The organism is Paenibacillus sp. FSL F4-0122 (genome assembly GCF_038002845.1).
Taxonomy (GTDB): domain Bacteria; phylum Bacillota; class Bacilli; order Paenibacillales; family Paenibacillaceae; genus Paenibacillus_AQ; species Paenibacillus_AQ odorifer.
On the sequence record NZ_JBBODI010000001.1, the window covers coordinates 4,993,928 to 5,016,806 of the forward strand.

21 protein-coding genes are annotated in these 22,879 nt (G+C 42.5%); 14 read left to right on the forward strand and 7 right to left on the reverse strand.

What is annotated here, in order from left to right:
• Positions 1 to 2 precede the first annotated feature (2 nt).
• From MHH49_RS21730 to MHH49_RS21755, 6 genes are all read left to right on the forward strand, one after another.
• On the forward strand, positions 3 to 1,388 hold the full coding sequence (locus MHH49_RS21730; protein ID WP_076100253.1) for a sensor histidine kinase: 1,386 nt from the start codon (positions 3 to 5) through the stop codon (positions 1,386 to 1,388).
• A 90-nt stretch (positions 1,389 to 1,478) separates the two neighbouring features.
• Positions 1,479 to 2,012, forward strand: a complete 534-nt coding sequence (locus MHH49_RS21735; RefSeq protein ID WP_038572145.1) for a hypothetical protein — start codon at positions 1,479 to 1,481, stop codon at positions 2,010 to 2,012.
• 99 nt (positions 2,013 to 2,111) lie between these two features.
• Complete coding sequence (locus MHH49_RS21740) at positions 2,112 to 3,233, forward strand: FtsW/RodA/SpoVE family cell cycle protein (RefSeq protein ID WP_076100255.1); 1,122 nt, start codon at positions 2,112 to 2,114, stop codon at positions 3,231 to 3,233.
• Positions 3,234 to 3,263: 30 nt separating this feature from the next.
• Positions 3,264 to 4,283: an LCP family protein gene (locus tag MHH49_RS21745; RefSeq protein WP_036688825.1), complete on the forward strand. Its 1,020-nt coding sequence runs from the start codon at positions 3,264 to 3,266 to the stop codon at positions 4,281 to 4,283.
• A gap of 223 nt (positions 4,284 to 4,506) precedes the next feature.
• Positions 4,507 to 7,677, forward strand: coding sequence for a GNAT family N-acetyltransferase (locus tag MHH49_RS21750; RefSeq protein ID WP_076100257.1), 3,171 nt, complete (start codon positions 4,507 to 4,509; stop codon positions 7,675 to 7,677).
• Entirely contained in the window at positions 7,664 to 8,539 is an 876-nt protein-coding gene (locus MHH49_RS21755) for an amidohydrolase family protein (protein ID WP_076100259.1), read from the forward strand. The genes MHH49_RS21750 and MHH49_RS21755 overlap by 14 nt, the downstream gene beginning before the upstream one ends.
• Positions 8,540 to 8,675: 136 nt before the next feature.
• Here MHH49_RS21755 and MHH49_RS21760 read toward each other — a convergent pair whose 3' ends face one another.
• Positions 8,676 to 9,065 (reverse strand): hypothetical protein, encoded by a 390-nt coding sequence (locus MHH49_RS21760; RefSeq protein WP_076100261.1) that lies wholly within the window; start codon positions 9,063 to 9,065, stop codon positions 8,676 to 8,678.
• A gap of 276 nt (positions 9,066 to 9,341) precedes the next feature.
• Between MHH49_RS21760 and MHH49_RS21765 the strand changes: the two genes are divergently transcribed.
• Both MHH49_RS21765 and MHH49_RS21770 read left to right on the forward strand, forming a co-directional pair.
• Positions 9,342 to 9,731 carry a BlaI/MecI/CopY family transcriptional regulator gene (locus tag MHH49_RS21765; protein ID WP_076100263.1) on the forward strand — a complete coding sequence of 130 codons (390 nt, stop codon included), beginning with the start codon at positions 9,342 to 9,344 and terminating at the stop codon, positions 9,729 to 9,731.
• Positions 9,731 to 11,557 carry a M56 family metallopeptidase gene (locus MHH49_RS21770; RefSeq protein WP_076100265.1) on the forward strand — a complete coding sequence of 609 codons (1,827 nt, stop codon included), beginning with the start codon at positions 9,731 to 9,733 and terminating at the stop codon, positions 11,555 to 11,557. Before MHH49_RS21765 ends, MHH49_RS21770 begins: the two co-directional genes overlap by 1 nt.
• A gap of 525 nt (positions 11,558 to 12,082) precedes the next feature.
• On the opposite strand, the gene MHH49_RS21775 is transcribed toward MHH49_RS21770, so the two are convergent.
• Positions 12,083 to 12,709: a glycoside hydrolase domain-containing protein gene (locus MHH49_RS21775; RefSeq protein WP_036688810.1), complete on the reverse strand. Its 627-nt coding sequence runs from the start codon at positions 12,707 to 12,709 to the stop codon at positions 12,083 to 12,085.
• A 118-nt stretch (positions 12,710 to 12,827) separates the two neighbouring features.
• Between MHH49_RS21775 and MHH49_RS21780 the strand changes: the two genes are divergently transcribed.
• From MHH49_RS21780 to MHH49_RS21790, 3 genes are read left to right on the forward strand one after another with little or no spacing between them, the layout of a single operon-like run.
• Positions 12,828 to 13,067 (forward strand): hypothetical protein, encoded by a 240-nt coding sequence (locus MHH49_RS21780; protein ID WP_076100267.1) that lies wholly within the window; start codon positions 12,828 to 12,830, stop codon positions 13,065 to 13,067.
• A gap of 23 nt (positions 13,068 to 13,090) precedes the next feature.
• Positions 13,091 to 13,279: a hypothetical protein gene (locus MHH49_RS21785; RefSeq protein WP_036688806.1), complete on the forward strand. Its 189-nt coding sequence runs from the start codon at positions 13,091 to 13,093 to the stop codon at positions 13,277 to 13,279.
• A 26-nt stretch (positions 13,280 to 13,305) separates the two neighbouring features.
• A complete protein-coding gene (locus MHH49_RS21790; RefSeq protein WP_143763128.1) occupies positions 13,306 to 13,512 on the forward strand; it encodes a hypothetical protein in 207 nt (68 codons plus the stop codon).
• 77 nt (positions 13,513 to 13,589) lie between these two features.
• Here the strand turns inward: MHH49_RS21790 and MHH49_RS21795 are convergent, their stop codons facing one another.
• Positions 13,590 to 14,144: a helix-turn-helix domain-containing protein gene (locus MHH49_RS21795; protein ID WP_038572120.1), complete on the reverse strand. Its 555-nt coding sequence runs from the start codon at positions 14,142 to 14,144 to the stop codon at positions 13,590 to 13,592.
• A gap of 124 nt (positions 14,145 to 14,268) precedes the next feature.
• On the opposite strand from MHH49_RS21795, the gene MHH49_RS21800 reads away from it, so the two are divergent.
• Positions 14,269 to 14,850 (forward strand): LysE family transporter, encoded by a 582-nt coding sequence (locus MHH49_RS21800; RefSeq protein ID WP_076213374.1) that lies wholly within the window; start codon positions 14,269 to 14,271, stop codon positions 14,848 to 14,850.
• A 17-nt stretch (positions 14,851 to 14,867) separates the two neighbouring features.
• Here the strand turns inward: MHH49_RS21800 and MHH49_RS21805 are convergent, their stop codons facing one another.
• Positions 14,868 to 15,857: a ketoacyl-ACP synthase III gene (locus MHH49_RS21805; protein WP_036688791.1), complete on the reverse strand. Its 990-nt coding sequence runs from the start codon at positions 15,855 to 15,857 to the stop codon at positions 14,868 to 14,870.
• Between the two features lie 298 nt (positions 15,858 to 16,155).
• On the opposite strand from MHH49_RS21805, the gene MHH49_RS21810 reads away from it, so the two are divergent.
• Positions 16,156 to 16,959 (forward strand): CAP domain-containing protein, encoded by an 804-nt coding sequence (locus tag MHH49_RS21810; protein WP_339809818.1) that lies wholly within the window; start codon positions 16,156 to 16,158, stop codon positions 16,957 to 16,959.
• Between the two features lie 121 nt (positions 16,960 to 17,080).
• Here the strand turns inward: MHH49_RS21810 and MHH49_RS21815 are convergent, their stop codons facing one another.
• The 3 genes from MHH49_RS21815 to MHH49_RS21825 all read right to left on the reverse strand — a co-directional run bounded on the left by MHH49_RS21815 (position 17,081) and on the right by MHH49_RS21825 (position 21,211).
• Complete coding sequence (locus MHH49_RS21815) at positions 17,081 to 18,187, reverse strand: GerAB/ArcD/ProY family transporter (protein WP_036688787.1); 1,107 nt, start codon at positions 18,185 to 18,187, stop codon at positions 17,081 to 17,083.
• A gap of 268 nt (positions 18,188 to 18,455) precedes the next feature.
• Positions 18,456 to 19,625, reverse strand: a complete 1,170-nt coding sequence (locus tag MHH49_RS21820; protein ID WP_036688784.1) for a Ger(x)C family spore germination protein — start codon at positions 19,623 to 19,625, stop codon at positions 18,456 to 18,458.
• 5 nt (positions 19,626 to 19,630) lie between these two features.
• Positions 19,631 to 21,211, reverse strand: a complete 1,581-nt coding sequence (locus tag MHH49_RS21825; protein ID WP_341138472.1) for a spore germination protein — start codon at positions 21,209 to 21,211, stop codon at positions 19,631 to 19,633.
• 337 nt (positions 21,212 to 21,548) lie between these two features.
• On the opposite strand from MHH49_RS21825, the gene MHH49_RS21830 reads away from it, so the two are divergent.
• The gene (locus MHH49_RS21830) at positions 21,549 to 22,763 is read left to right on the forward strand and encodes an MFS transporter (RefSeq protein WP_038572114.1); all 1,215 of its coding nucleotides are present in this window, start codon (positions 21,549 to 21,551) and stop codon (positions 22,761 to 22,763) included.
• The last annotated feature ends 116 nt before the right edge of the window (positions 22,764 to 22,879 follow it).

Here is a 22,879-nt window from a genome sequence, read left to right on the forward strand (position 1 = left end):
GAATGGGGATTCAGAAAAGATTAGTAGGAAGCTATTTTATACTCATTTGTCTTACTGTGCTCATTCTTGAAATCATTCTTAATGTATCTTTGCGATATTATTATTTTCATAACATAGAGGAAACCTTGATGAATCAAGCAGAGCTATCGGCTTCTTTTTTTCAGCAATACTTTGGGGACCAGGATCTGGTGGAACAATCGGATAGGTTACTGAAGGGTTTTGCGAGTCATTCTGATGCACAGGTGCAGATTATTAATGTTGAAGGCTGGCTGTTGCAGGACTCAAATGGACTTCAAGGCGATCTAACTATGACTGAGTACATAGATGTACAAGCAGCAATAAAAGGGCAGCCCGGCAGTTGGAAAGGTGCGGACCCTAACACAGAGGAAGCAATTTACGCGGTATCTTATCCCTTGCAGGCTAATGGAAACATAGTGGGGGGAGTCAGATTTATCACGTCCTTAACGGAAACTATACATACAGTTAAACATATTACGGTTTTACTGATCGGGGTGGGGATAATCGTTATTGGCATTGTCACCTTACTTGGATTATTGCTGTCTTGGACCATAACCAGATCAATTAAAGATCTGAAGCAGGCAGCAGACCAGATGACCGAAGGAGATTTCAGCATCAGAGTGCATAAGCGCTATCAAGATGAGCTTGGTTCATTGGCGGATACGTTAAATATGATGGCAAGCCGAATCTCCAAGAGTGAACAGCTTAAGAATGATTTTATCGCTTCCGTATCCCATGAACTGCGAACACCCTTGACCTCGATCAAAGGTTGGGCAATTACCTTAAAGGCGAGTGAGGTGAGTAATCAACCTCTATTTTATGATGGGCTTGATATTATTGAATCCGAAAGTGACAGGTTAACTCATATGGTGGATGAATTGTTGGATTTCTCTAAGTTGGATAACGGAAGAATCGCCGTTCACTTCACATCAGTGGATCTAACAGAACTGCTGCAGCATATCGGCAGACAACTTACCCCTAGAGCGACCCGACAAGGCATCTCACTAGAAGTGAAAATAGAAGAACATCTGCCAGTGATTCAAGCTGACGAGAATCGTGTGAAGCAAGTCATGATTAATCTCATTGATAATTCACTCAAATTTACTGGTTCATCAGATCGGATTTTAATCAGCGCCCATACGGTTCCAGGGAAAGTCGTGATTTCTGTAGAGGATACAGGCTCAGGTATCGCAGAGACGGATTTAGAGAATGTGCGGCAAAAATTCTACAAAGGGGATCAACAGGCTTCGGGCAGTGGCTTGGGTTTATCCATCTCGGAACAGATCATTAAATTGCATCATGGAGAGCTGCGAATAAGCAGCACTTTAGGCAAAGGAACGATTGTCCAATTTGACTTACCGATAGAATAAGAATTCAAATTTAACTATTTCATAACCACTTTCACCTCTTTCAAAGATAAAATACTATATATGCGGACAAGCGAGGAGTCGATGATCCAAATGCCGGGCAAATTCATAAAAATTGGTACCCTGTTTACAACTTTATTTTTGCTCGGAGGATGCGGAGTCCCGGCAACACCCGGAGAGCTGATTAAACCTCCATCATCAGAAGCAAGCCTAGAGCGAGACAAAACGAGCCAGGAATTTATTAAGTGGCTTCCAGACAAAGCTCAATTGATAACTCCGATGAAGGGACAAGAGGATAATGCCATCTCTTTTGGCGATATGGATGGAGACGGAATTGACGAAGCCGTAGTTGTGTATGAGTACAGTAAAAACAAAGGATATACTATAAAAGCAATGTTGTTGAGGCAGGAAAATGAAGCTTGGCAGAAGATTTCCGAGGTTGAGGGGTTTGGGTATGGTCTAGATTATGCCGGATTCTTTGATGTTGATGAAGATGGCCATAAGGAGCTCGCGCTGGGCTGGTCATTGGGTGAGGCTGGGAATGGTCTGGATATCTATACGCTAAGTGAAGATAAACTGAAGCTGTTATCGAAGAAAGCGTATCAGGGCAAATTTGATCTGAGGTAATCATTCAATTTAATCATCCGTAGCGCTTCAATGTGAAAAAAAGAAGTAAAAGTGCTCAGCACAACAAGAAAACTACAGAAATTAAATAGAGGTTGTTTTATGCTCATCTCTACCAAAATTGCAAAGCTGGACAGATCCGTACTTTTTCTCACCACCTGCTTAGTTGGCGTGGGTACTGTTGCTATTTATGAAGCGACTACGGATACGCGGTTAGACGGTCTTTACATAAGTTATTTGTATTTATTTGCTTTATTTTGCCTACCCATGTTATTCATTGCTTTGGTAGATTATAAGATTCTATTAGGCAGGTTAGCGTATCTCTTTTATGGCGTGGGCATAGGTTTACTCGTACTAGTCAAGCTGGTTGGAGAAAATCTCAATGGTGCCGTGCGTTGGTTAAGCATTGGGAGCTTTCAGCTTCAGCCCTCCGAGCTGGCTAAAATATGTACGGTGCTGCTCATTGCTCATCTATTAGGTACACGAGAGGGCCAGCAGCTGCGGTTTTTTCAAGATTTAGTACCGGTTTGTTTCGTTTTTTTAATTCCTTTCATTTTAATAATGGAGCAGCCCGATTTGGGTACAGCACTCGTATTTGTTGGCATATTACTTAGTATGCTGTGGATTGGCAACATCCGTGCTCTATATATGATTCTGATCCTTAGTGTTGTGATTATTTCGATCGGCACGATACTATGGCTGTATTATGCCAACTTCGACTTGTTATCCAAGATTGTCGAGCCCCATCAACTGTCACGAATCCAATCCTTTTTGGACCCGCAGAGCGATCCTGATAAATCTTGGCATGTGAAAAACGCAATGATAGCCATTGGCTCCGGAGGATTATCGGGCAATGAAGGTATTTTTTTGCGAAAAGGATATATTCCATATGCGTATTCCGATTCGATCTATGTAGTCATCGGGGGGAAATACGGTTTTATAGGTTCATCCGTGCTGCTGATGCTTTATTTACTGCTCGTGTACCGAATGATCTTTATTGCGCTGGATAGTAGGGACCGTGCGGGTACCTATATTGTCACCGGGTTTATCGCCATGTTCATCTTTCAAGTTTCCGTTAATCTTGGGATGCATATTGGGTTGCTGCCCCTGACGGGGATTTCATTGCCTTTTATTAGTTATGGAGGCAGCTCATTGCTAACTAATATGATTGCGATTGGCATGGTGTTAAGTGTTAAAGTTCATAAGGATGAAAGCACTGATTGAATTAGCTATTGGAACTGAGTGGAGGAAATTATGTCTAACAAACGCAAGTGGACAACAACCCGTAAAATTCTGACGAGCATTGGTCTTGTCTTAGGCGCAGCTATTATAGGGATTGGAGTATATGCAGGGTATTTATATAAAAAGACGGATGATGCGATACAGCGTATGGCAGCTCCAGTCACCATCCAGCCCACAGCTGCTCCAGAGGAAAAAAAGGAGACGGTATCGGTTGAACCTATGATTTTTCTGCTAGCCGGGGTAGATAGTCGGGATGGCGGTGGTGGAGTAATGAATACCGATGTTCTGATGCTTGTCAGCTTCAATCCGGACACGAAGTCGACGAGTTTCTTATCATTACCACGGGATTTGTTGCTAAAACCTAAATCGTTGCCTTCCCGCAAAGCCAATTATTATTATGCTTATCATTACATAAAAGACAAAACAGAGGCTATTCCAAATACAAAAGAGTTCTTCAGCAATTTGCTCGGTCTGCCGATAGAGCACATGGTTGTGGTGAATTTTGATGTGTTGCAGAAGACCGTGGATTTGCTTGGCGGACTGACTATAGATGTCGATATGGATATGAAATATACCGATACGGCAGATGGTACACACATCGATTTAAAGAAAGGCTTGCAGAAGCTGGATGGCAAACAAGTTCTTGATTTTGTACGGTACCGTAAATCGAATCAAGGAACGGCTGAATCCTCCGATTTCCAGCGCAATGATCGGCAGCAGCAAGTAATCAAGCAGATTCTGGATAAGCTAGGAAATTTCCAAGGCGTGTCCCAATGGGGAAATGTATTGGATATCATTGGTGAAAATGTGAAGACGGATATTCCTCAAGCAGATCTGCAGCAGTGGTTATTCAACTTCCCTAAACTTAAACCAGAGCATATTAATTCCTTACATGTGGAATCTCTTTGGAAGAGTCCGTATGTCTATGTGAATAAAGAGGATCTAAAACAAGCACTTACTACTCTGAGTACGGAAGCAGGCGTCAGCTCCGAAAGCTCATTACACTTGGAGAATGTTGGGACGGTGGATTAACATCAAAAAACTGCTCTTAGGAGCAGTTTTTTTGTAGCTTTCTGCCGGCTGTGAGTTTATGTAGAAAATAAGGTGAAAGAGTTTTTTACCTCGTATTGAGCTTCCAATTAATAGTATAATAAGAACTCGTAGGAGTTATTTCAATATGTTGTAGAGAGCTTATCCACAATAACTTTATGCGAATACATACTCATATTTTTTTGAGGAATAAGGAGATGAGAGCATGACTGTAAAAACTACAGCGGAACAAATCCGCATTATCGAATACGATTCTTCTTATGCTGGGGCGGTCGCAGAAATGTGGAACCGCAGCAACGAAAGCTGGGGCGGAGGCACTAATCAGAGAACTGAGGACAGTGTGCGCCGTGAGATGGAGATCTCGTCCAATCTTAATGCCTTTCTTGCCGTTGATGGCAAAGAGGTAGTCGGCTTCTGCAGCTTCGCCCACTACCGTCAAGATGAAGGGGCTTTGTATGTCCCGCTATTAAATGTGCGCCCCGATTATCACGGATACAAGGTTGGCCGCAATCTGATTCTGAACGCTGTTCGCCAAACAATAGAAGCGGGCTGGCCACGTCTTGATCTGTTCACTTGGGCAGGTAATACGAAAGCCGTACCGATGTATAAGAAATGCGGATTTTTTTGGGAGAAAAATGAAGATTACGTCCATCTGATGAACTTCATTCCAACTGTATTGCAAACGGAAGCACTTGCTCCTTATTTTGAAGAACTGGATTGGTATGCAGACAGTACCCGTGAACTTCCCATCCAGCCAGATGGCCGCCAGGAGCGTGGCTTTGATTTCTTTGATTATACTTGGCAAAAGGGAGAACTCTCCTTGCGGGCGGAATTCGAGAAGACTGGCCGCGGTCTGACCGCTCTTGATACACCAGACTATGAAATCTCCACGGAGATTGATGATCATGATCTTGTGTTCGGTTCGACCTACAAGATTCGCTATCGCATCAAGAATCGTTCGGCGTCTGAGCTGGCCATTGAGATCGAAGGCCAGAACGATAAAAATATCCGTTTTACTCTATCTGCTGCGCGAACACTAGCACCAGGTGAAACGGTTATCGTGGAAGGTGATTTTGAGCTTGATTCGGTTCGGGAAGAGCAGAACGATAAGAAGACACACCCCGTTGTTTTGAGCAAGTGGATCATCGGTGGCAAGCGTGCTGAATTCCGCATTGGCGTTGCTCCTAAATTCCCACTCAAAATGAAGATAGCGCTGCCACACCGGGAACTATATCTGGGTCTTCCTTCGGAACTGTACCTTAATGTGGAGAATAATTTTGCTTCAGAAGCAGAATTTTCTTTTGATTTGCCCGAAGACGAATTCCTGATGTGGGCGGACCGTACAGTAAGCTTTACTGTTCCAGCTAAGAGTAAGGCTTCTATTCAAGTACCCTTTACCCTAAAGTCATACGGTCTTTATTCACAGGCTATTGAGGTAACGGCCGTTCCGGTTGGAGAGAAGGCAGTCACCTTTATCAGCAAGCTATCCGTTCTAATGAAGGGAACGCATGGCCGCTTTGGTGGGGAAAACGGGGATCAGTGGGTGGCTGTAAATGGCGCCTACTCCATTCATCTTAATAATACCGACAATGGAATGTGGATTGAATATCCCGGCTCGAGCCATAATTTCTGGTTGACCCATCCGAAGTTAGGCAAGCCATTCGCAGAAGAATTCTCTAAGAAACAGGCCAAAGAAGTAAAGATCTATTCTGAAGGGGAGAGTCAGGTGCTCGAAGCCCTTTACGAGTCGGAAGAATTTCCGGGTCTTGAGATAAAAAGAGTGGCTAAGCTATTTGCTAACGGAATCGCTGAGTTTTATAGCGAGGTCTGCAATACCAATAGTGACATCCTGGAAGAAGACATGTATCTGTTGACGAATTTCGGCTTTTTCGGTAAACAGCTTATCTTGCCATATCAGGGCCAATACGTGGACATGGGCGATGCTTACTCAGGCGATCCAAGTCTTTGGGACAGTGCACAAATTACGGAGAACTGGTTGTTCTGCAAGGAAGAGAACGTCACATGCGGAATCTGCTGGGATCCTTCGCTAAAATTACTTCGCCCGGAATACCCGCTTGGGCTGGAGCATAATCTTGGCCGAATCTCCGCTGGAGATGTCGTACGGACAAAAACTATGATGTTTGCTCTTAACACCTTCCTTAAGTGGTCGGAATTTCGCGCCTTTGCCCTAAAACAGCAGAATTCGGTCATACCGGTGTTGGATGACCATCTTGAGCTAACGCTCGGCGGTGGAAATCCGTTTGCGGCAGGGGCACTTCATGCCGAGCTAATCGAACGAAAGGTGACACCGCTTGATGGAAGCCTTGAATTGTATGTACAGGCTGATGGAGAAGAGGAGCGAAGTGTCGCTGAGATGGAGTTGCAAAGAGGACAAAATTTGCACTCCGCAGGTTTTGAGCTCTCTACTGAGGATACAGAATCACCAGAACACAACGAATCTGGCCGTAAGGTCCGGGTCGTCTATCGCGGTGAGGACCGCATTCAAGAGCGAACAGGCCTCTGGTTTCCACAAACGGAAACAAGCGTTGTTTGTGGGATAGAAGAAGGACCTGCGGGTCCCATTTACACAGTGACCAACGGAGTTCTATCTATTGCAGCTGCTCCTGATTTCGGCAGTGTTGTGCATTCCTTGAAGCACCGAGGAGAAGAGTGGTTGGACAGCACCTTTCCGAAAGCAGAACCACGCTCCTGGTGGAATCCTTGGCATGGTGGACTCGGTGTGGGTATTTCTGGAATAGGCGGATTTAGCCGGTTGCAGGAGCCAAGAAGCGCAGCTTGGACGGAGCAGATGGATGATCACGGCAACGTCTGGAAGGGTTTGAGACTGACCACTTCGATGGAGAAGCAGGAAGCAAACCGGGGGATCACGATCAATCAGCATTACCTCATGCTGCCCGGAGTTCCTGTGCTCTGTGTGTTGATTTCAGTAACCAATGAAAGTGGAATGACGCTGCCGCATTATTCGCTATCCGAGGATAGTTACTTTAAGCCTTCACCAATCTATTCGGAAGGCTGGATGGAGCTCCCAGAGGAAGGCAACTTCCCTATCGGGAAGGTCGAAGCCCATCTGGAATCCAAGGGGCTTATCCGAATCGGTGCAACTTCGCGTAAAGACATGCTGCATGTGGTGCATAGTTATCCTAATCAGAGAGCTATGTCTTACGTGAACAATAAGGTATTCACATATGGTGTGAATCACCATCTACTACTTCTGAACGGAGAAACCGCTTGGACACAGCCGACCTTCATGATCATGGGAGAGCTCGCTCTGGATCCAGAGGTAATTCGTAATCTTATGAAGGTGACCTTTGCTAGTGCTTCTGACAAAAAGGAGACTATAAATGCCAATCATTGATATTCACATACATCTGTCGGACATCGATAGCTTTCATCAGACAGCACAGGACCTCTCCAAAGTTGATTACACAGCTGCTGGGCTCAAAGCGGAGTTTGACAAGAACGACGTTGTTCTCGGCATTGGAATGGGGGTCACGGAGCAGACGAAGGGTGCCTTTCCTGACTCTGCCTCTCCCAATCCGATGGGGCTTGACTTGGAAGATAGTGTGCCGCCATTCTTAATGGAATGCGTGGGCATTAATCCGAATATGCTCGGAGGAAAGGATGCTTTGGATGAGCTGGACCGAATTGAGGCACGGCTGCAAGCTCCTGAGGTAGCTGGTATTAAGCTTTATGCCGGGTACTATCATCATTACGTTTATGACAAAATCTACTCGCCGATCTATGAGCTGGCGGCCAAGTATGGCACGCCTGTGGTTATTCATACCGGTGATACGTATTCGATGAATGGATTGCTTAAGTATGCGCATCCGCTTACCGTGGACGAACTAGCGTTCCAACGGCGCGACGTGAACTTTATGATCTGCCATTTAGGCGATCCATGGGTGATGGATGCTGCCGAAGTGGTCGCCAAGAATCCGAACGTCTATGCCGATTTGTCCGGTCTCGTTGTTGGTGATCGGCCTCATTTTCAGCGGTTCATGAATGAACCCCTGTTTATGGATCATTTTCGCCGGGCGCTGGTATACTCTGATCACTATGAAAAAATGTTGTTCGGTACCGATTGGCCACTCGCGCCTATTGACCTGTATGCGGAGTTCGTCCGCCGACTTGTGCCTGAGCAGCACCACGAGAAAGTATTTTATGAGAATGCCTTTGCATTATTCCCACGCATCCAGCAGAGAATTGCAGCGCTCTGAGCGGAGCGGGACAGTATATTTTAAGCGCAGGAAAATAATATAATTACGAACAAGCCATCCTTAGTTAGTACTAAAGGGTGGCTTATTTTTGCATTTGTATGAAACCATGCCTATTTTTAGATTGAGTTTCCAAATTTTAATCTTCCTTTTCTTTACTTAACAGATCAGCTAGCTCAACCGAATTCTTATTTCTTAAATCCAGCATCTTTTCGCTATTGCTAGCTTTAATCAGGAAACCATCTTTCGTTTTAAAATCCATATAAAGGCTGAATCCGACCACCTTTGAATTAGCGTAAGTAACAGTCATTCGATAAGTTGGTTGACCGACATCAACAGACCCGCGTACTTTTTTTACAGTTCTTATAGCATCTTCGAAGATTTGAAGGCTTTCACGGTCAGTATAAGTGATTTCTGTTGTTTCGGATACAAGATTGACACTTAAGATCTTTTGCGTGGGTCTGACTAATACAAATAATAAAATCAGTAAAATTATCAGTGAAAATGATAGAATACTAAATTTTTTCATAACCTGCCCTCCTTACTTAAGAATAATGCAGACCAATCACTTAGTTTCCAAAATAGTTATAAATTTCAGCTGAGTGTGCGTTGGTTATCTCATTGTTGGAATCTTATAAAAGTTCCTAGGGTTCTATTTATTATTTGCTACTGGACTGGTGAAACCTTTATTAAAATAATAAACGTCTAAGAATGTATACATATTTTAGAAATAATGTGCTTGCTTTTTAATTATACGTTTGTATAATGAATGTATTACACAAATGTATAACAAGGAGAAATAGGGATGAATATCAAAATCAAACGCTTGCCAGATGCTGAACTGGAAATTATGCTGGTGATTTGGCGAGCCGAGAGTTGGGTTAGCTCCTCTTACATTTTGAATCAACTGGGGGATAAACGTAAGTGGGCGCTTGCAACTTTGATGACAGTGCTGTCACGGCTGGTTGAAAAGGGCTTTCTATCTTGCGAAAAAGAAGGGCGGAGCAACCGTTATCTCGCTGCAATTTCTGAGACAGATTATAAAGAGAGCGAAGGGAAGTCTACCCTTGAAAAGCTTTTTGGCAACTCTGTGCAGGATATGGTGATGTCCTTATACAATGGGAAGGCGATTGATAAAAGCGATCTTGCTGAGTTGCGGGAAATGCTCGATAGAGTAGATAAGGAGGAATCCTGATGATAACAGGTCTTTTTACAGATTTTCTGGTTATCTCTGTGACCATAAGTTTAGTTATTATCGGCTTAATCACATTAACTCCCTTGTTAAGAAAACATTATTCGGCTAAGTTGAGCTATTGGATATGGTTGATCCTAACCCTGCGATTATTGTTGCCATTCAACTTTTCCTTTACCAATCCTCCTGTGGCGATTCAGCTACCCGAAGGTCAGGCCATAGCAACTGTCTTTCAAAGCTCAGTGTCCCAGAATTTGCAGGCGGATACGTCAGTAATCTCTCAGCCGGTCCAGACAGGGGATGTAAGCCATATCCCTTCTATAACTAATATCTTAGCGTACATCTGGGTTACTGGAGCTGTGCTTTTTTTAGGGTATCATTTGCTTAGTTATTTCTTTTTCAGAAAACAGGTATTACGTTGGAGCAGCCCTCTTCAGAGAGAGGATATGTTCTCCAAGCTCAAACAAGTCGCTAAAGAAATGCATGTAACACCCGCCATTCCGGTTCTGATAAGCAGTAAAGTTCCGAATCCGATGCTAATGGGTTTTTACAAGCCAACACTATTCTTGCCGCATGATCAATATAGTGAGGAAGAGCTGGAGTTTATCTTAAAACATGAGCTGGTCCATTACAAAAGGCATGACATCATATATAAGCTGTTGCTACTGATTGTGCAGGCAGTGCATTGGTTTAATCCATTGGTCTGGTTCATGGCACGCGAAGCTGTCCGCGAAATTGAAATTTATTGTGATGACACCGTTGTACGTAAGCAAAATGCAGCATATCGAAAGAAATACTGCGAAGCTATTTTATCGGTTATGCAAAGTAATGCTACTCGGCATGTAGCTTTATCAACGAATTTTGCAGGAGGAAAACACTCGATGAAGCAGCGATTCGGCAGTATTTTAAATATGAAAGAAAAACGAAATGGAGTAGGTGCATTTCTTGCGGTCTTAATGGTGGTTGGTATAACTGCAGTGCTAGCAGCCTGTACGAACCTAACCGGACAATCTACAGATACGGCGCTCAAACCAGGTACTATTTATTCCTACAGCTCTAGTGGTGAACAAGTTGTTGTGCGTGACGCTGGGAATACGTATTCCATGGACGAGGATGGTAATGTCTCTGTCTCCTATCGGAAAGGGGAGATCCAAGCGCAAACGCCTTTAAAACTTGATACGACTGGAACTGAAATGGGGATGGGGAGAGCGGATACCGGATTTTATATCTCCGAGGACAAAACCGCAATTGTATATGGATTTGCGGATGGTAAAGAATCCCCTCTACATGTATTAATCAGCGATGACATGGGGAAATCGTGGAATAACTACAACATTGAAGGTGCTAAGGGTTATGATGCCAAGTTCATCGGGTTTACTGACAAGCAAAATGGTTGGATCGTCTCCGGAGGTTCTGTAGGTGTGGGACGTTCGCTAAATTATGTATATCAGACCTCTGACGGCGGGAAGACATGGACGGAGCTTGGAAATCCTAACGATTTATACGCGGAAAGTTTAGCCGGGGCAGGGTTTTCTAACAAGGATATCGGATTCTTGGGGTTCAGATATTATGAAGATAATGGGCCTGTTATTTATTGGACTAAAGGTAAGGGTAAGTCATGGGAAAAGCTCGTGGTATCCCTGCCGGAAACCTTTGATGAATATCAAAAAACGCCGCTTTCACCTATTTTTAATGGAAAAGAGGGATTGTATCCTATTCTGCTCAGCAAAGAGGGCAACACTGTAGGTACCATCTATCTGTCGAGTAAGGACAACGGCCTGAAGTGGACGTATGATTCAGCATATGATCAAATGGGCGATTCTAAATAGGAGCAAGTGGAGCAGGGGGTGGTCTACAAAGATCCCGCCCCTTTTTTATATGGAGGGCTGACGATTTTAATATGTAGTGGCTTTTAATTGTATTTCGTACAGCTATTTTCGCTCGAAAAACTCGCTCCTGAAGATAGTTGTATTTTGTACACCTATTTTTTAGTTTTTTGCCGCTAAAGCTGATAACTGTGATTTTTAATTGTATAGAATACAGTTAAAGTGAGAAGTTAGCCTTTTACAGACGAAATAAGTGTATAGAGTGCAGTTATCTCATAGGTTGCATAAAGTTACAGCGATTTTTCTCCGAGGGTTGCCCAAAGGAGACCTTAAAGTCGGATAGCTACGATTTATCATTATCTGCTTAAACTTCCGCTACAAACCAAAAACACCAGGCAGAGCTTCTCCAATAATCGGATAGTCAATGCCTGGTTGTCTTTTTACTATTTTTTTAATAACGAGACTTTATTTGAATCTATCATCATCTGCTTTAGTATAACGCCTCGTCACCGATAAAAGAGGAATAAATTACTTTTTCCAGCCTCCACCGCTATGTGAGGAGGACTCTACATAGTCTACGTTGATTTTGCCAGTGCTCGTTCCTACCTCAGTGTTGAAATTATATTGTCGCAGGTTCCAATCATCGAAGGTTCCCTGCCAGTCATTATCTACGATGAAGGTGTAACGTGTTGTGGCGGAATTAGTGCCTCGAATATGAGAGCAGACTGCTCGTGATCCGTAGATACCCATTTTATAGCCTTTGGAATTTTTAGTACTGCTGTCTAGCACTGATTTTATGCCTTGAAAATAAGGTACTATATTGTTTGTGATTTCGGTAGAGGTCATATCGCGGTCTATGGCAAAATAAATCGGAGTGCTGCTGGTTTGTCCCAAATCACTTGCTAAGCCTACAGCCGTTTCAGCATCTTTAACACCATTGGCTTTCGTAAAATGATCGAGCGATTTGCTGATTTGATAAAGGGATATGATATATAATCCCCCATCTGAAATCCGTGTAATCTCAGCTGAGGTGAGACCATCCTGATATCCTTCCACGCGATTTAAATAGCGGCAAACGAATGTGAATTTATTATTTTTAAGTGTAGTTAATCTTGCTGCTGTTACATTTGTAGCTGTATCACAACCTAAAGCCATTGTAATTGCCTTCTTTCAATTATTTTGTTTAAGGTTTGGCGCCAACCTCCCTATCAATATATGAGAAAACTTTCACAGATTCTTGGGGGAACCACGAAATGAGAGAAAAAGAGGCAGATTGAGAGGATTAATAGAAGGAGAGACTTTGATCGCTTATTTTACTTTCATTATGGATGGAGGCGGGAAAGGTAGGAGCGCTGCACTAGTAAAGGATGGGATTACTTATGTATCAGCTAGTCACTGGGAAGCGGCAGGGTTGAAGGTTGTATGGGATAAATCGCATCAAAGAGCGAAGTTTACTGGATGGGGAAAAAAGATAGCCGTTCGTATTGGAAGTAAACAGGGAGTTTATATCTAACAGATTCCGCAGGACAAACTCGCTTGCTAACGAACCTTGGTTCGCAGTTATTCGATGCTGTTCAATTCGATTTTCAGAAGACGCCGAAAGGTCTAATCTATCTAACCGTAACAGATGTTTACGGAGAACCACATATCAATAATAAATGGTATACGATGATTATTAAGGATGGAATGGTCATTCGCCAGGAATGGACGAGGATTTTCTGCTGATTCGGTCCAATCAACAAGGTTTCCTCATGATGATAGATCGCAAAACAAGTGCCAAAACATTGTTGTACAAGGCACTTCTTGACGTAGAGCAGCAAAAATATGCCGAAACAAACGACCTTCCTTTTTTTGGAGATAATCTGAAGTTCCTGAAAAGAGAAGGGGATGCCCTGCTTTTTAATAATGAATATGTACAAGACGGTAAGGTTTATAAGTTTATGCTGGACGATTCATAATGGGGAGGCTGAGTGGCGTCTCCGCAGGTTATCATAGTAAGATTTGATCCCAAGGTTTAAGAACCTTGGTTTTTTTGCTAACTAGAATAGTATAAGATCATGCTTAAACGGGTCAATGATTCTCCTGGATTATAATATACATGGGGTTTGTCTGCGTTAAACGTGATAGAATCACCAGATTTTAATAGATATTCATTATCATTGACACGCAAAGACAATTCACCATCAAATACAGTGATTAATTCTTCAGTTCCTTCCATATGTGGATTGGCATCAAGGTATCCACCTTCGTCTATCTCGACTGTATAACCCTCAAATCGTTTGCTTTCATCAAATGGGAAAGATGGATACACTCGATATTTTCCGTTGTCTTCAAGCAGTGGTTGAATTTCATTTCTTAATATCACTCTTGTGTCAGGCTTTGGGTAATCTATTAGCGTAGAAAATGAAGTTTTTAATCCATTAGCGATCTTCCAAATGGTTGTAATGGTAGGTGTTGATTCGCCTCTTTCGATTTGACCAATCATTGTTTTGCTTACTCCTGTTAATTCTGCCACCTTTTCCAGGCTTAAATCTTTACTTCTTCTAATCTTTTTTATATTCTCCGCAATGATTTGATTTATCTCTTCCACGGTAATTCTCCACTCCCTATTTACTTTATAACGACCAAGATATACAATAAAACGCACATGAGGACGTTATAACGTTCGATAAATACATTATAACATACAAAAAGGGAAGGGGAGAAATGAGTTAGTGATTGTTTCTTTGTTTTTATATGCATTTGTTGCTAGCTTTACTCCGGGACCCAATAACATTATGGCAATGACTTTTGCAAACCAGTTTGGTTTACGAAAAACAATGAAATTCTGTTTAGGAGTGGGCACAGGTTTTTTCGTGATCATATTGTTATGTTGCTATTTTAATATACTTCTGATTAATCTTATCCCAAAGATTGAATCTATTATGGCTGTGATAGGCGGAGTCTACATGTTTTATTTAGCATTTAAAATTATTACAAGTAAACATCAAGAAAATGATGGAAGTGGCGATAAACACAACAGCTTTATTCCGGGTATGCTTTTACAATTTATTAATCCAAAAGGGATATTATATGGAATCACAGTTACATCTACATTTATTCTTACCTCTCATTCTTCCTATTTTAGTTTATTGAGTTACTCTATAGTCTTAGCTCTCATAGGTTTTATGGGCACTTTTAGTTGGTGTTTATGTGGTTCTCTTTTCAAAAAAATGATATCTAAATATAGAAGTCAATTTAATATACTGATGGGATTGTTGTTAGTGTATTGTGGAGTTTCGATAGTGATAGGATGAATAAATGAAGCCTCATGTCAATAACGCCATAACATTGAACCGGCTTGATAACCTGATCCCAATGTCCAAAATAACAAGTTATCGCCACGTTTGATCAAACCATGTTCAATTGCACAATATAAGGCCAGAAAGGGACTGCTTGTGCCAGTATAGCCATATTCGTCGGCTACATAAATTATTTTATGCTGATCCAGGTTCAGCTTAGCCTGAAGTAATTTAATATTAGCCAATGTAAATTGTGAAAAACAAAAAACTTGTATATCCTCGAATGTTAGGTGATGTTTGTTCAATAATTCAACAATAGATGTTTCCGCAAATCGTACACTGTCTATTCCGCTGAATCTCCCCCAGTGTAAGTAGCGGTGTTCAGCCCCATCACGCAAAGACTTAGCCAATCCTTGAGCGGGGTACACAATTTCTTCTGTAAAACGGCTGTCCGAAAGATACCTTACGTCAATTAATCCACTCTCTGAATGGTCTTTTTCTAAAATGAGGGCTACGGCGGCATCGCCAAAAATTGAATATGTTATTGGATGTGATGGATCAGCCCATAAATTTAAAAAATCCGAACCGATAACCAACGCTCTATCTCTATCAGGATCATCGTATAAAGTACGAGCAGCCTGTTCAACCGCAATAAACATTCCTATACAATTCCCATTCAAGTCATAGCAAAGCGTATCATCTTTACCTTTGATAGCTTTGTGAATAAGCAATGAATTCGTTGGTGATAGATATTCCGGAGTTGAGCTGGAAAAAAGAATCAGGTCTATATCTGCAGATTTCAATGTAGCACCATCAATTGCTTGTTGAGCGGCATTAATCGCCATCGTCAACGAGTTCTCCTTCGTTCCTTCAATAACATGGCGGTTTTTTCTGCCTGTCTTTTTAAGAATCCGCTTAATATCTATGCCTTGCTTTTGAAAATGGTCAATAAAATATTGGTTGTTAATCACTCTTTCAGGACAATAAATGGAGACTTGTTTTATCGAGATACCTTCTAACATAGCATGATCACCCCTTGTAATAATTTTGCAATCACATTACATTAAGTAATCTAAAAGTATCTGTTTACCTAACAACGCCTGCTCATTTCTATAAGCTTGTTTGTCCAAAAAAATTTGTGATGTTATAGTTTATTATCTTAATAAAGCATAACACTAATTAGTAAAAAATTCTATAAATTCCTAAAAGTGTAACAAAATCAACGAATCTAATATATCCACTAAAATTAAGTCCACAGCAACCATGTTGCGGGTGGACTTTTTTGCTTTTTATATTTTTGAATTAGGGATGAATAAATCAGTGGTACTTTACAAAAACTTTATTCGATTAAGTCACTACTTTGCCAAATCAGGAGGGGTTCTTATTAAACCATTTATCGTTATAGTAGCGCTATTACTCGTTACTGCTTGTTCGGGTAATAACTCGGCCAACAACCAAATGACTACTCAACAAACGAAGGTTGACAATCATGCTCGTAAAACTACTTCAACGTCAACTTTAACGCAAGCATCTTCCATTTCCACGGAGAATGCAGGGAATTCAACAATTAAGACTAAACAAGTTCCTGGCGATGTAACGAAATGGCTGGATGGGTTCATCCGCACCAATCCACCTACAGGAGGCACAACAGACCAAACAACGTATCCGCAGCAGTCGGCCAAACCACAATATTCTGCAAATCCGCAACATTCTGCTGTCCCGCAGAAGTCTGCAAATCCACAACCATCCGCCAATACATCCCAATTAGTACAGCAAGTATTGGATCTGGTGAATAAAGAAAGAACGAATGCAGGCTTGAAGCCCCTTAGTTTAAATAGCGAACTTTCGAAAATGGCTTTGGCTAAAGCGCAGGATATGTATGACAACAATTATTTTGACCATCAGTCTCCTACGTATGGATCTCCGTTTGATATGATGAAAGCCTTCGGGATCTCATACAATTCAGCAGGGGAAAACATCGCCAAAGGTCAGTCGAGTGCAGAAGAAGTAATGAACCAATGGATGAACAGTCCTGGCCATCGTGCCAACATCCTGAATAGCAGCTTCACAGAAATTGGAATAGGTTACTATAACAGCGAGTGGGTTCAAGAATTTATTGGTTAGTGCGATTAAAGTAATAAACTTAACAGGGGTGTCCTAATAAGCTAAAAGTGGCTGTAGGGCATCCCTACTTTTCTGAAGTCTGCAAAATGAGATAGGGGATATTGAATCCGTATAGAACGGGTTATTTTTTGTGTTTTTTTATATGATAACGAATGAAAGTGACCAATAGAATCAGAAGAAATGGCAGGGTGTAAGCTAGGTTAGTGATCAAGGGCCATGTAATATTCACGATTTCCTCAAGCTCAGACTCTTGTGTGTAAGTCGTTACAGATAACAGCAGGCAAACAAAAGCAAGAGGGAAAACAATTAAACGTTCATCCTTCAATCTCAGAAGCTCCTTTAGTACTTTAATAAGAATAAGCAGCAGGATAGAAGCCTTGAAATAGAAGCCGATAATGAGTGAAAAACCAATCACGGATTCGATTCTTTCAATGGTTTCCTGAAAATAAATGAGTCTCGCCAACTGATATAATGAATATTTTAAGCTGCCGGACAGTGGTCCCAGTACCATAATACTGCTAATGACAGAAGCAATTAACGTCAGGGCATTGATGATGAGTGCAAGATACATTTGTTTTCCCAGTTTAGAATTGTCTTCTTTACGCACGAACGGTAAAATCATCGAAAAAACGATAAGCTCGGAATAGGGAAAGCCATAGACTACATATGCAGCGCTTAGGATAGGCCTAAATCCATCAGGCATGATGGGCAGTAGGTATTCGGGATGATACAACCCTGCTACGAGTATCCAGACTAAGATGATAAATCCGAACATTAGTGACATTAGGACGGCTGCCATACGGGCAATCACTTCGATTCCAGCTAGAGCTGTCATCGCAATCGTTATAAAAAACATGGTGTTTACCGCGTAAGTGGGCGTTTCTTTTAACATCGTACTTTTGAAAAAGGTTCCGATCTCAATTACAATTCCTGCGACATTCCAAAACAGCACACAAGTGAAAGGAATTAGGAGGACAAGGGTCAGTCCGTTTCCAAGTACGGAGCGGCTTTGTTCCACAAGCGAAAGATCTGGCGCTCGTCGGTTCAAATATAGAATGCCGGAAAGCAGAAGCATTCCTATGGCCGAGGCGATTAAGAGGGATATCCAGGCTCCGTTGCCGGCAAAGTTAGTTAATGATGCAGGGACGATGACGATTGAGGAACCGGTCATAAAGAAGAGAAACAGCATGGACATTTGGATCGAGCTAACACGTTCTTGCTTATTCATACGTTCCTCCTCATTCTTTAAGCTTATGAAATGGTTGGGTTGATCCAATGGACGATGTGCTCAGCTGGAGCCGTAAGTAAATTGAAGATGGAGTCTAAATTGGGCCATGGCTTAGCTGCAATAAAGATAAATCCGAGATAAAGTACGGGTAGTAATAATACTCCATAAACTACTCGATCGCGGATGGAGGCTTGCCTAAACCTTGGAATGTCATGGGCTAGCATAGCGGAAGCTAATAAGAGGACGCAGATTATTTTTCCCACCATAGCTACTTCTCCTTTGTTCCGAATATTGTACCTGAGTTCATTCCAGTGCTTAACACTTTGACATCAACGTTGATATCGAACTGAGTCTGGGCGAATGTATCCTTCCATTGAGGCTCTAGTTGTTTCCACAGCTGCGGATTTTTCCGGTAAATCTGATTGCCAATTCCGAGTGCGTCGATCTTTTTTGTTTTCAAAAACTTGGTTGCATGCTCAACCTGTTGTTCAACCTGAGTTATGACACGCTGCTCAAAAAGCTTCATGTCCTTATTGTTTTTTATATGTGAGCAACGTAATTCTCCGATCATCCCTTCAATAGCAATTTTTACACCGACGGATACAGAACCATTTTTCACGGTTGGAGTAAGCGTACTGTTGAAGGTAAGCACTTCAAGCGTTTCTTTTTTTCGCAGCGGTTCTTCGGTCTCATCCGGGCAAGGAAATTCTAGTACTCCATAGATATATCTATCCGTCAGCATCATGAATGCTTCTGTATCCTTTTCCTTTAGGATGTCAATCATTTTCCCGTCATGGATTACAGCCAGCCCAGATATCAATGGTTTATGATCCAAACTGGTCTTATGCAGGTAAGGGATGATGGAAGTATTGGAGGGGCTACACATTTGTATAGCCAGCTCATAGAGAGGAATCTTGGAAGTTTTTGCGGCATATAGAGCACCGCTCGTCTCCATTCTCTTATACTGTTGACCAATGGTCTGCTCGATAAACGGGTTGATATCTAAAAATGGTGCCGCAGATTGCTCAGCGATGAGAGGAAGAACGGTACCACGCGGTTCTTGATCTCTGGAGAAAAAATCAAGCACCTCCCGGATGTTCGAGGTTCTGGCTAGTTGCTCCCCGATTAATATGACACGCATATGATCCCATTTGGCTTTTCGACCAAATTTTGCCGGGATCTCCCTTATTGCTTCAAAAAAGGTTTCTCCACTTGTAACAATATTAATTCCCTTCGACGCTGGATCCCCTGCTTGTCCCATTTCTATTTTGGTGGAAGGATTATAGAAATGTGTCGTGATCACAATCCGATTGTCTTCGCTTTGGTCAATGGCGACCGCCTGCACATACCCATACTCGTCCAATTCTTTATTATCCCAGCATCCGCTAGTTAGAGTGAGTACAAGAAGGGAAATTAGTATGGTAGTAAGTCGCTTCACTATATCTACTTCCTTCCTGAAGTCTTTTTATATAGGTGTCGATTCCGTGGTGAATGAAGCAGCAGTCTTCTCGGAAGTAGAAAAATAGAATCACGTACTCTTTTGAGATCTAGCGGAGCTAACGAGTCTAAATACGGTTCTCCTAAAGAGCGCAAGGTAGCCAGATGGAGGTAAATTAGAATAAAACCGACCATGATGCCAAGTCCTCCGAACGTTGCCGCGAGAATCATTAAGGGAAACCGTAAAATCCGCAGCGCAATTGCCATATTGTATTGAGGTAGCGCAAATGAGGCAATGCCCGTCAAAGCGACGACAATGACCATGACCGGAGAGGCAATCTGCGATTGAATAGCCGCTTGTCCAATGACCAATGCCCCAACGATACTGACGGCCGATCCAATCGGTCTGGGTAAGCGTATGCCCGCCTCTCTCAAAAGCTCAAAGAAAAACTCCATGATCAAAGCTTCAACCATAGCCGGAAAGGGGATTCCTTCGCGTGTGTTTAGAATGGCAAGCAGCAGAACCGTGGGAATTAGTTCGGAATGGAAGTTGGATAAGGCAATATAGGTACTGGGTAACAGCAGGGCGATGATGAAGGCAGCGACCCTAATCAATCTTATCAATGATGAAAAAATGGTTCGGTAGTAATAATCTTCGCTATTCGTAAAAAACTCCATGAAATTCCCGGGACAGATCAGAATGGAAGGACTTCCGTTAACCATAGCAATAATCTTCCCGTCTAGCAGAGCTGTTATAGCTGTATCCGGTCGTTCTGTGTAGCGGACTTGTGGAAATGGTGAGTAGAGAGAATCACCGATCCACTCTTCGAGATAGGAGACGTCAAGAATTTCTTCCTGATCAATACTTGCTATACGTTGTTTGAATTGATTTAATGCTTCTGGTTTCACCACTCCATCCAGATAACCATAGGACAACGTTCTTTGAACCTGCTTACCAGAGGTAAAGAACTCGAACTTAAGATTAGTAGATTTTAGCAAACTACGAATAACACCTATATTACGCTCTAAGCTTTCTATAAAGCTGACGTGGGGACCTTGAACAGTAGGCTCTGAAATGGGCTCAGAGGTTTGGCGCTGTTCTACATCAAAGGCATAATAGGCAACGGCTTTTTGCCAACCTGTAAAGAAAAGGACAACTTTCCCATCAAGAATCCCCTTAATGGCTTGACCGATATTGTCCATTAATTCAAGCAGCGGTGATGAAACACCATTTTTTTCAAAATAAGAGATGACATCTTCAACGGTTACGTCCAAGGTGGGCCCCAGCTCATGCGGAACTATATTTTGCAAGACATCTTTAAAATAATTTGTAGGGTCAGACTTAGTAAGTGTATTGAAATAGACGGATGAGGCTTCATACTTAAGATCCGGGCCATAATGCCATGGAATAACCTTTAGGTCTGAGCAATTGGCAAAACAGTCATTAATAATCTGCAAGTTGTCTTCGAGAGACGCAGAGATAGCATGGGAAGAAAGATCCTTCATTGAAAGCTCATTTTCGGCTTCGATTTGAGGGGGCACCTTAGGATTAGACGGAGGCGTCTTGGCGTTAAAAAATTTCCGCATGCAATTCTCCTTAAATAAATTAGATGTTAAGTGTGATTTTTATCTTCTCCCTTATTTAGGAATTTATTCGGAAGATAGAGATAGATCAAATTCTTCGCAAAATGAACAATTGGAACTGGCTCATGGAGGAGTTGCGATGTTATAATGAACATAATTTTTTCAGGAGGTGCTCCTTGTGACCCATTCCATTCGTTTATGGTAGTCCGTGGTGCAAGACAAGTGGACTCATTCATTTTTTTGAGATAAGGAAATGAGTTTATTTGTGATGTGCCTGTTTCAGTGTGCCTATGCTCATGGAATGAGTTTATTTAAGTATTTAATCAAAGGAGATGACCTTATGCAAATACAATGGAAAAAAGCCTTCGCCCTTATTTTTAGCGGACAGATTTTCTCGATTCTCACGAGTTCGATGGTTCAATTCGCGGTGATCTGGCACTTGACGGAATCGACAGGGTCAGCGGCAGTTTTGATGATTGCTGGGTTGGCAGCGTTTTTGCCGCAAGCGGTCTTGGGTCCTTTCGTAGGGGTTTGGCTGGACCGTTGGAATCGTAAAATAACAATGATTATTGCTGATAGCGCAATAGCGCTTTTCAGTCTGATATTAGGTATTTATTTCATGTGGGGGGAACCGGGACTTGGTTTTGTGTATGTCATTCTGAGCTTGCGTTCAGCGGCTTCGGCCTTTCATGCCCCGGCTTTTCAGGCGGCTGTTCCGTTGATTGCACCTGAAGAAGAATTGACAAGAGTCGCGGGCTGGCAGCAGATGGTGTTCTCTTTCTCGAATGTAATTGGTCCTGCACTTGGGATAGCGGTTTACTCGGCAACTTCGCTTGGGGCGGTATTGCTACTCGATGTGGCCGGGGCTTTGATTGCGAATCTGATGCTGTTCATGGTGAAGATCCATCAGCCTAAAGTGCAGGCTACAGCTGCGCCGTCTTTCGTTCAAGAATTCCGATTGGGCTGGAACGCACTCATTCAAGCGAAACCCATTGTGTTGATTACGGGGGCTACTGCGGTGTTTAGTATCGCATTTATGCCGCTGGCGACACTGTTTCCTTATATGACTTTGTCTCATTTTGGCCGTGGAGGATACAGTGCCAGCCTGGTGGAAGCGGTGTTCAGCATCGGGATGATTTTAGGTGGTCTGCTATTGTCGATGTTCTCATCAAAATGGAGCGACATTAGCTATATGAGCGTAGGTCTGCTAGTCATCGGTCTTACCTGTGTGATCAGTGGTTTGATTGGTCCGAATGCATTTGTGATCTTTGCCATTCTCTCGTTCTTCATGGGCAGTGCGGCACCCTTCTTCAATGGTCCCTTCATGGCGATGATCCAGCGTTCTTTTGAACCCGAGATGCTTGGGCGTGTCATTTCACTTGTGACCAGCATTATGATGTTGTCTTCGCCAATTGGACTGCTGTTGGCAGGACCTGTAGTGGATCGATACGGAGTGCAGCTATGGTTCCTCGGTTCAGGAATTGTGGTGATGCTGACCGCTCTGTTTATTTTCATCCAGTTTCGGCGGCTGGCGTCCGCGATTCCGATGAATTGATTAGGGTAAAAACTTTCCTATGAAAAGAGTTTATTGGCCGGTCCGAGAGGATCGGCTTTTTGGCGGTTCTTCATATTTTTCCAAATTATAATATGATAGAATTACGTTCACTTGGA

Coding starts and splice junctions, on each gene's coding strand:
- MHH49_RS21825 (WP_341138472.1), bottom strand. CDS start 21,211: ATGCGGAAATTTTTTAACGCCAAGACGCCTCCGTCTAATCCTAAGGTG.
- MHH49_RS21830 (WP_038572114.1), top strand. CDS start 21,549: ATGCAAATACAATGGAAAAAAGCCTTCGCCCTTATTTTTAGCGGACAG.
- MHH49_RS21740 (WP_076100255.1), top strand. CDS start 2,112: ATGCTCATCTCTACCAAAATTGCAAAGCTGGACAGATCCGTACTTTTT.
- MHH49_RS21805 (WP_036688791.1), bottom strand. CDS start 15,857: ATGTTAGAAGGTATCTCGATAAAACAAGTCTCCATTTATTGTCCTGAA.
- MHH49_RS21790 (WP_143763128.1), top strand. CDS start 13,306: ATGATGATAGATCGCAAAACAAGTGCCAAAACATTGTTGTACAAGGCA.
- MHH49_RS21770 (WP_076100265.1), top strand. CDS start 9,731: ATGATAACAGGTCTTTTTACAGATTTTCTGGTTATCTCTGTGACCATA.
- MHH49_RS21765 (WP_076100263.1), top strand. CDS start 9,342: ATGAATATCAAAATCAAACGCTTGCCAGATGCTGAACTGGAAATTATG.
- MHH49_RS21730 (WP_076100253.1), top strand. CDS start 3: ATGGGGATTCAGAAAAGATTAGTAGGAAGCTATTTTATACTCATTTGT.
- MHH49_RS21745 (WP_036688825.1), top strand. CDS start 3,264: ATGTCTAACAAACGCAAGTGGACAACAACCCGTAAAATTCTGACGAGC.
- MHH49_RS21760 (WP_076100261.1), bottom strand. CDS start 9,065: ATGAAAAAATTTAGTATTCTATCATTTTCACTGATAATTTTACTGATT.
- MHH49_RS21815 (WP_036688787.1), bottom strand. CDS start 18,187: ATGAATAAGCAAGAACGTGTTAGCTCGATCCAAATGTCCATGCTGTTT.
- MHH49_RS21775 (WP_036688810.1), bottom strand. CDS start 12,709: ATGGCTTTAGGTTGTGATACAGCTACAAATGTAACAGCAGCAAGATTA.
- MHH49_RS21755 (WP_076100259.1), top strand. CDS start 7,664: ATGCCAATCATTGATATTCACATACATCTGTCGGACATCGATAGCTTT.
- MHH49_RS21735 (WP_038572145.1), top strand. CDS start 1,479: ATGCCGGGCAAATTCATAAAAATTGGTACCCTGTTTACAACTTTATTT.
- MHH49_RS21750 (WP_076100257.1), top strand. CDS start 4,507: ATGACTGTAAAAACTACAGCGGAACAAATCCGCATTATCGAATACGAT.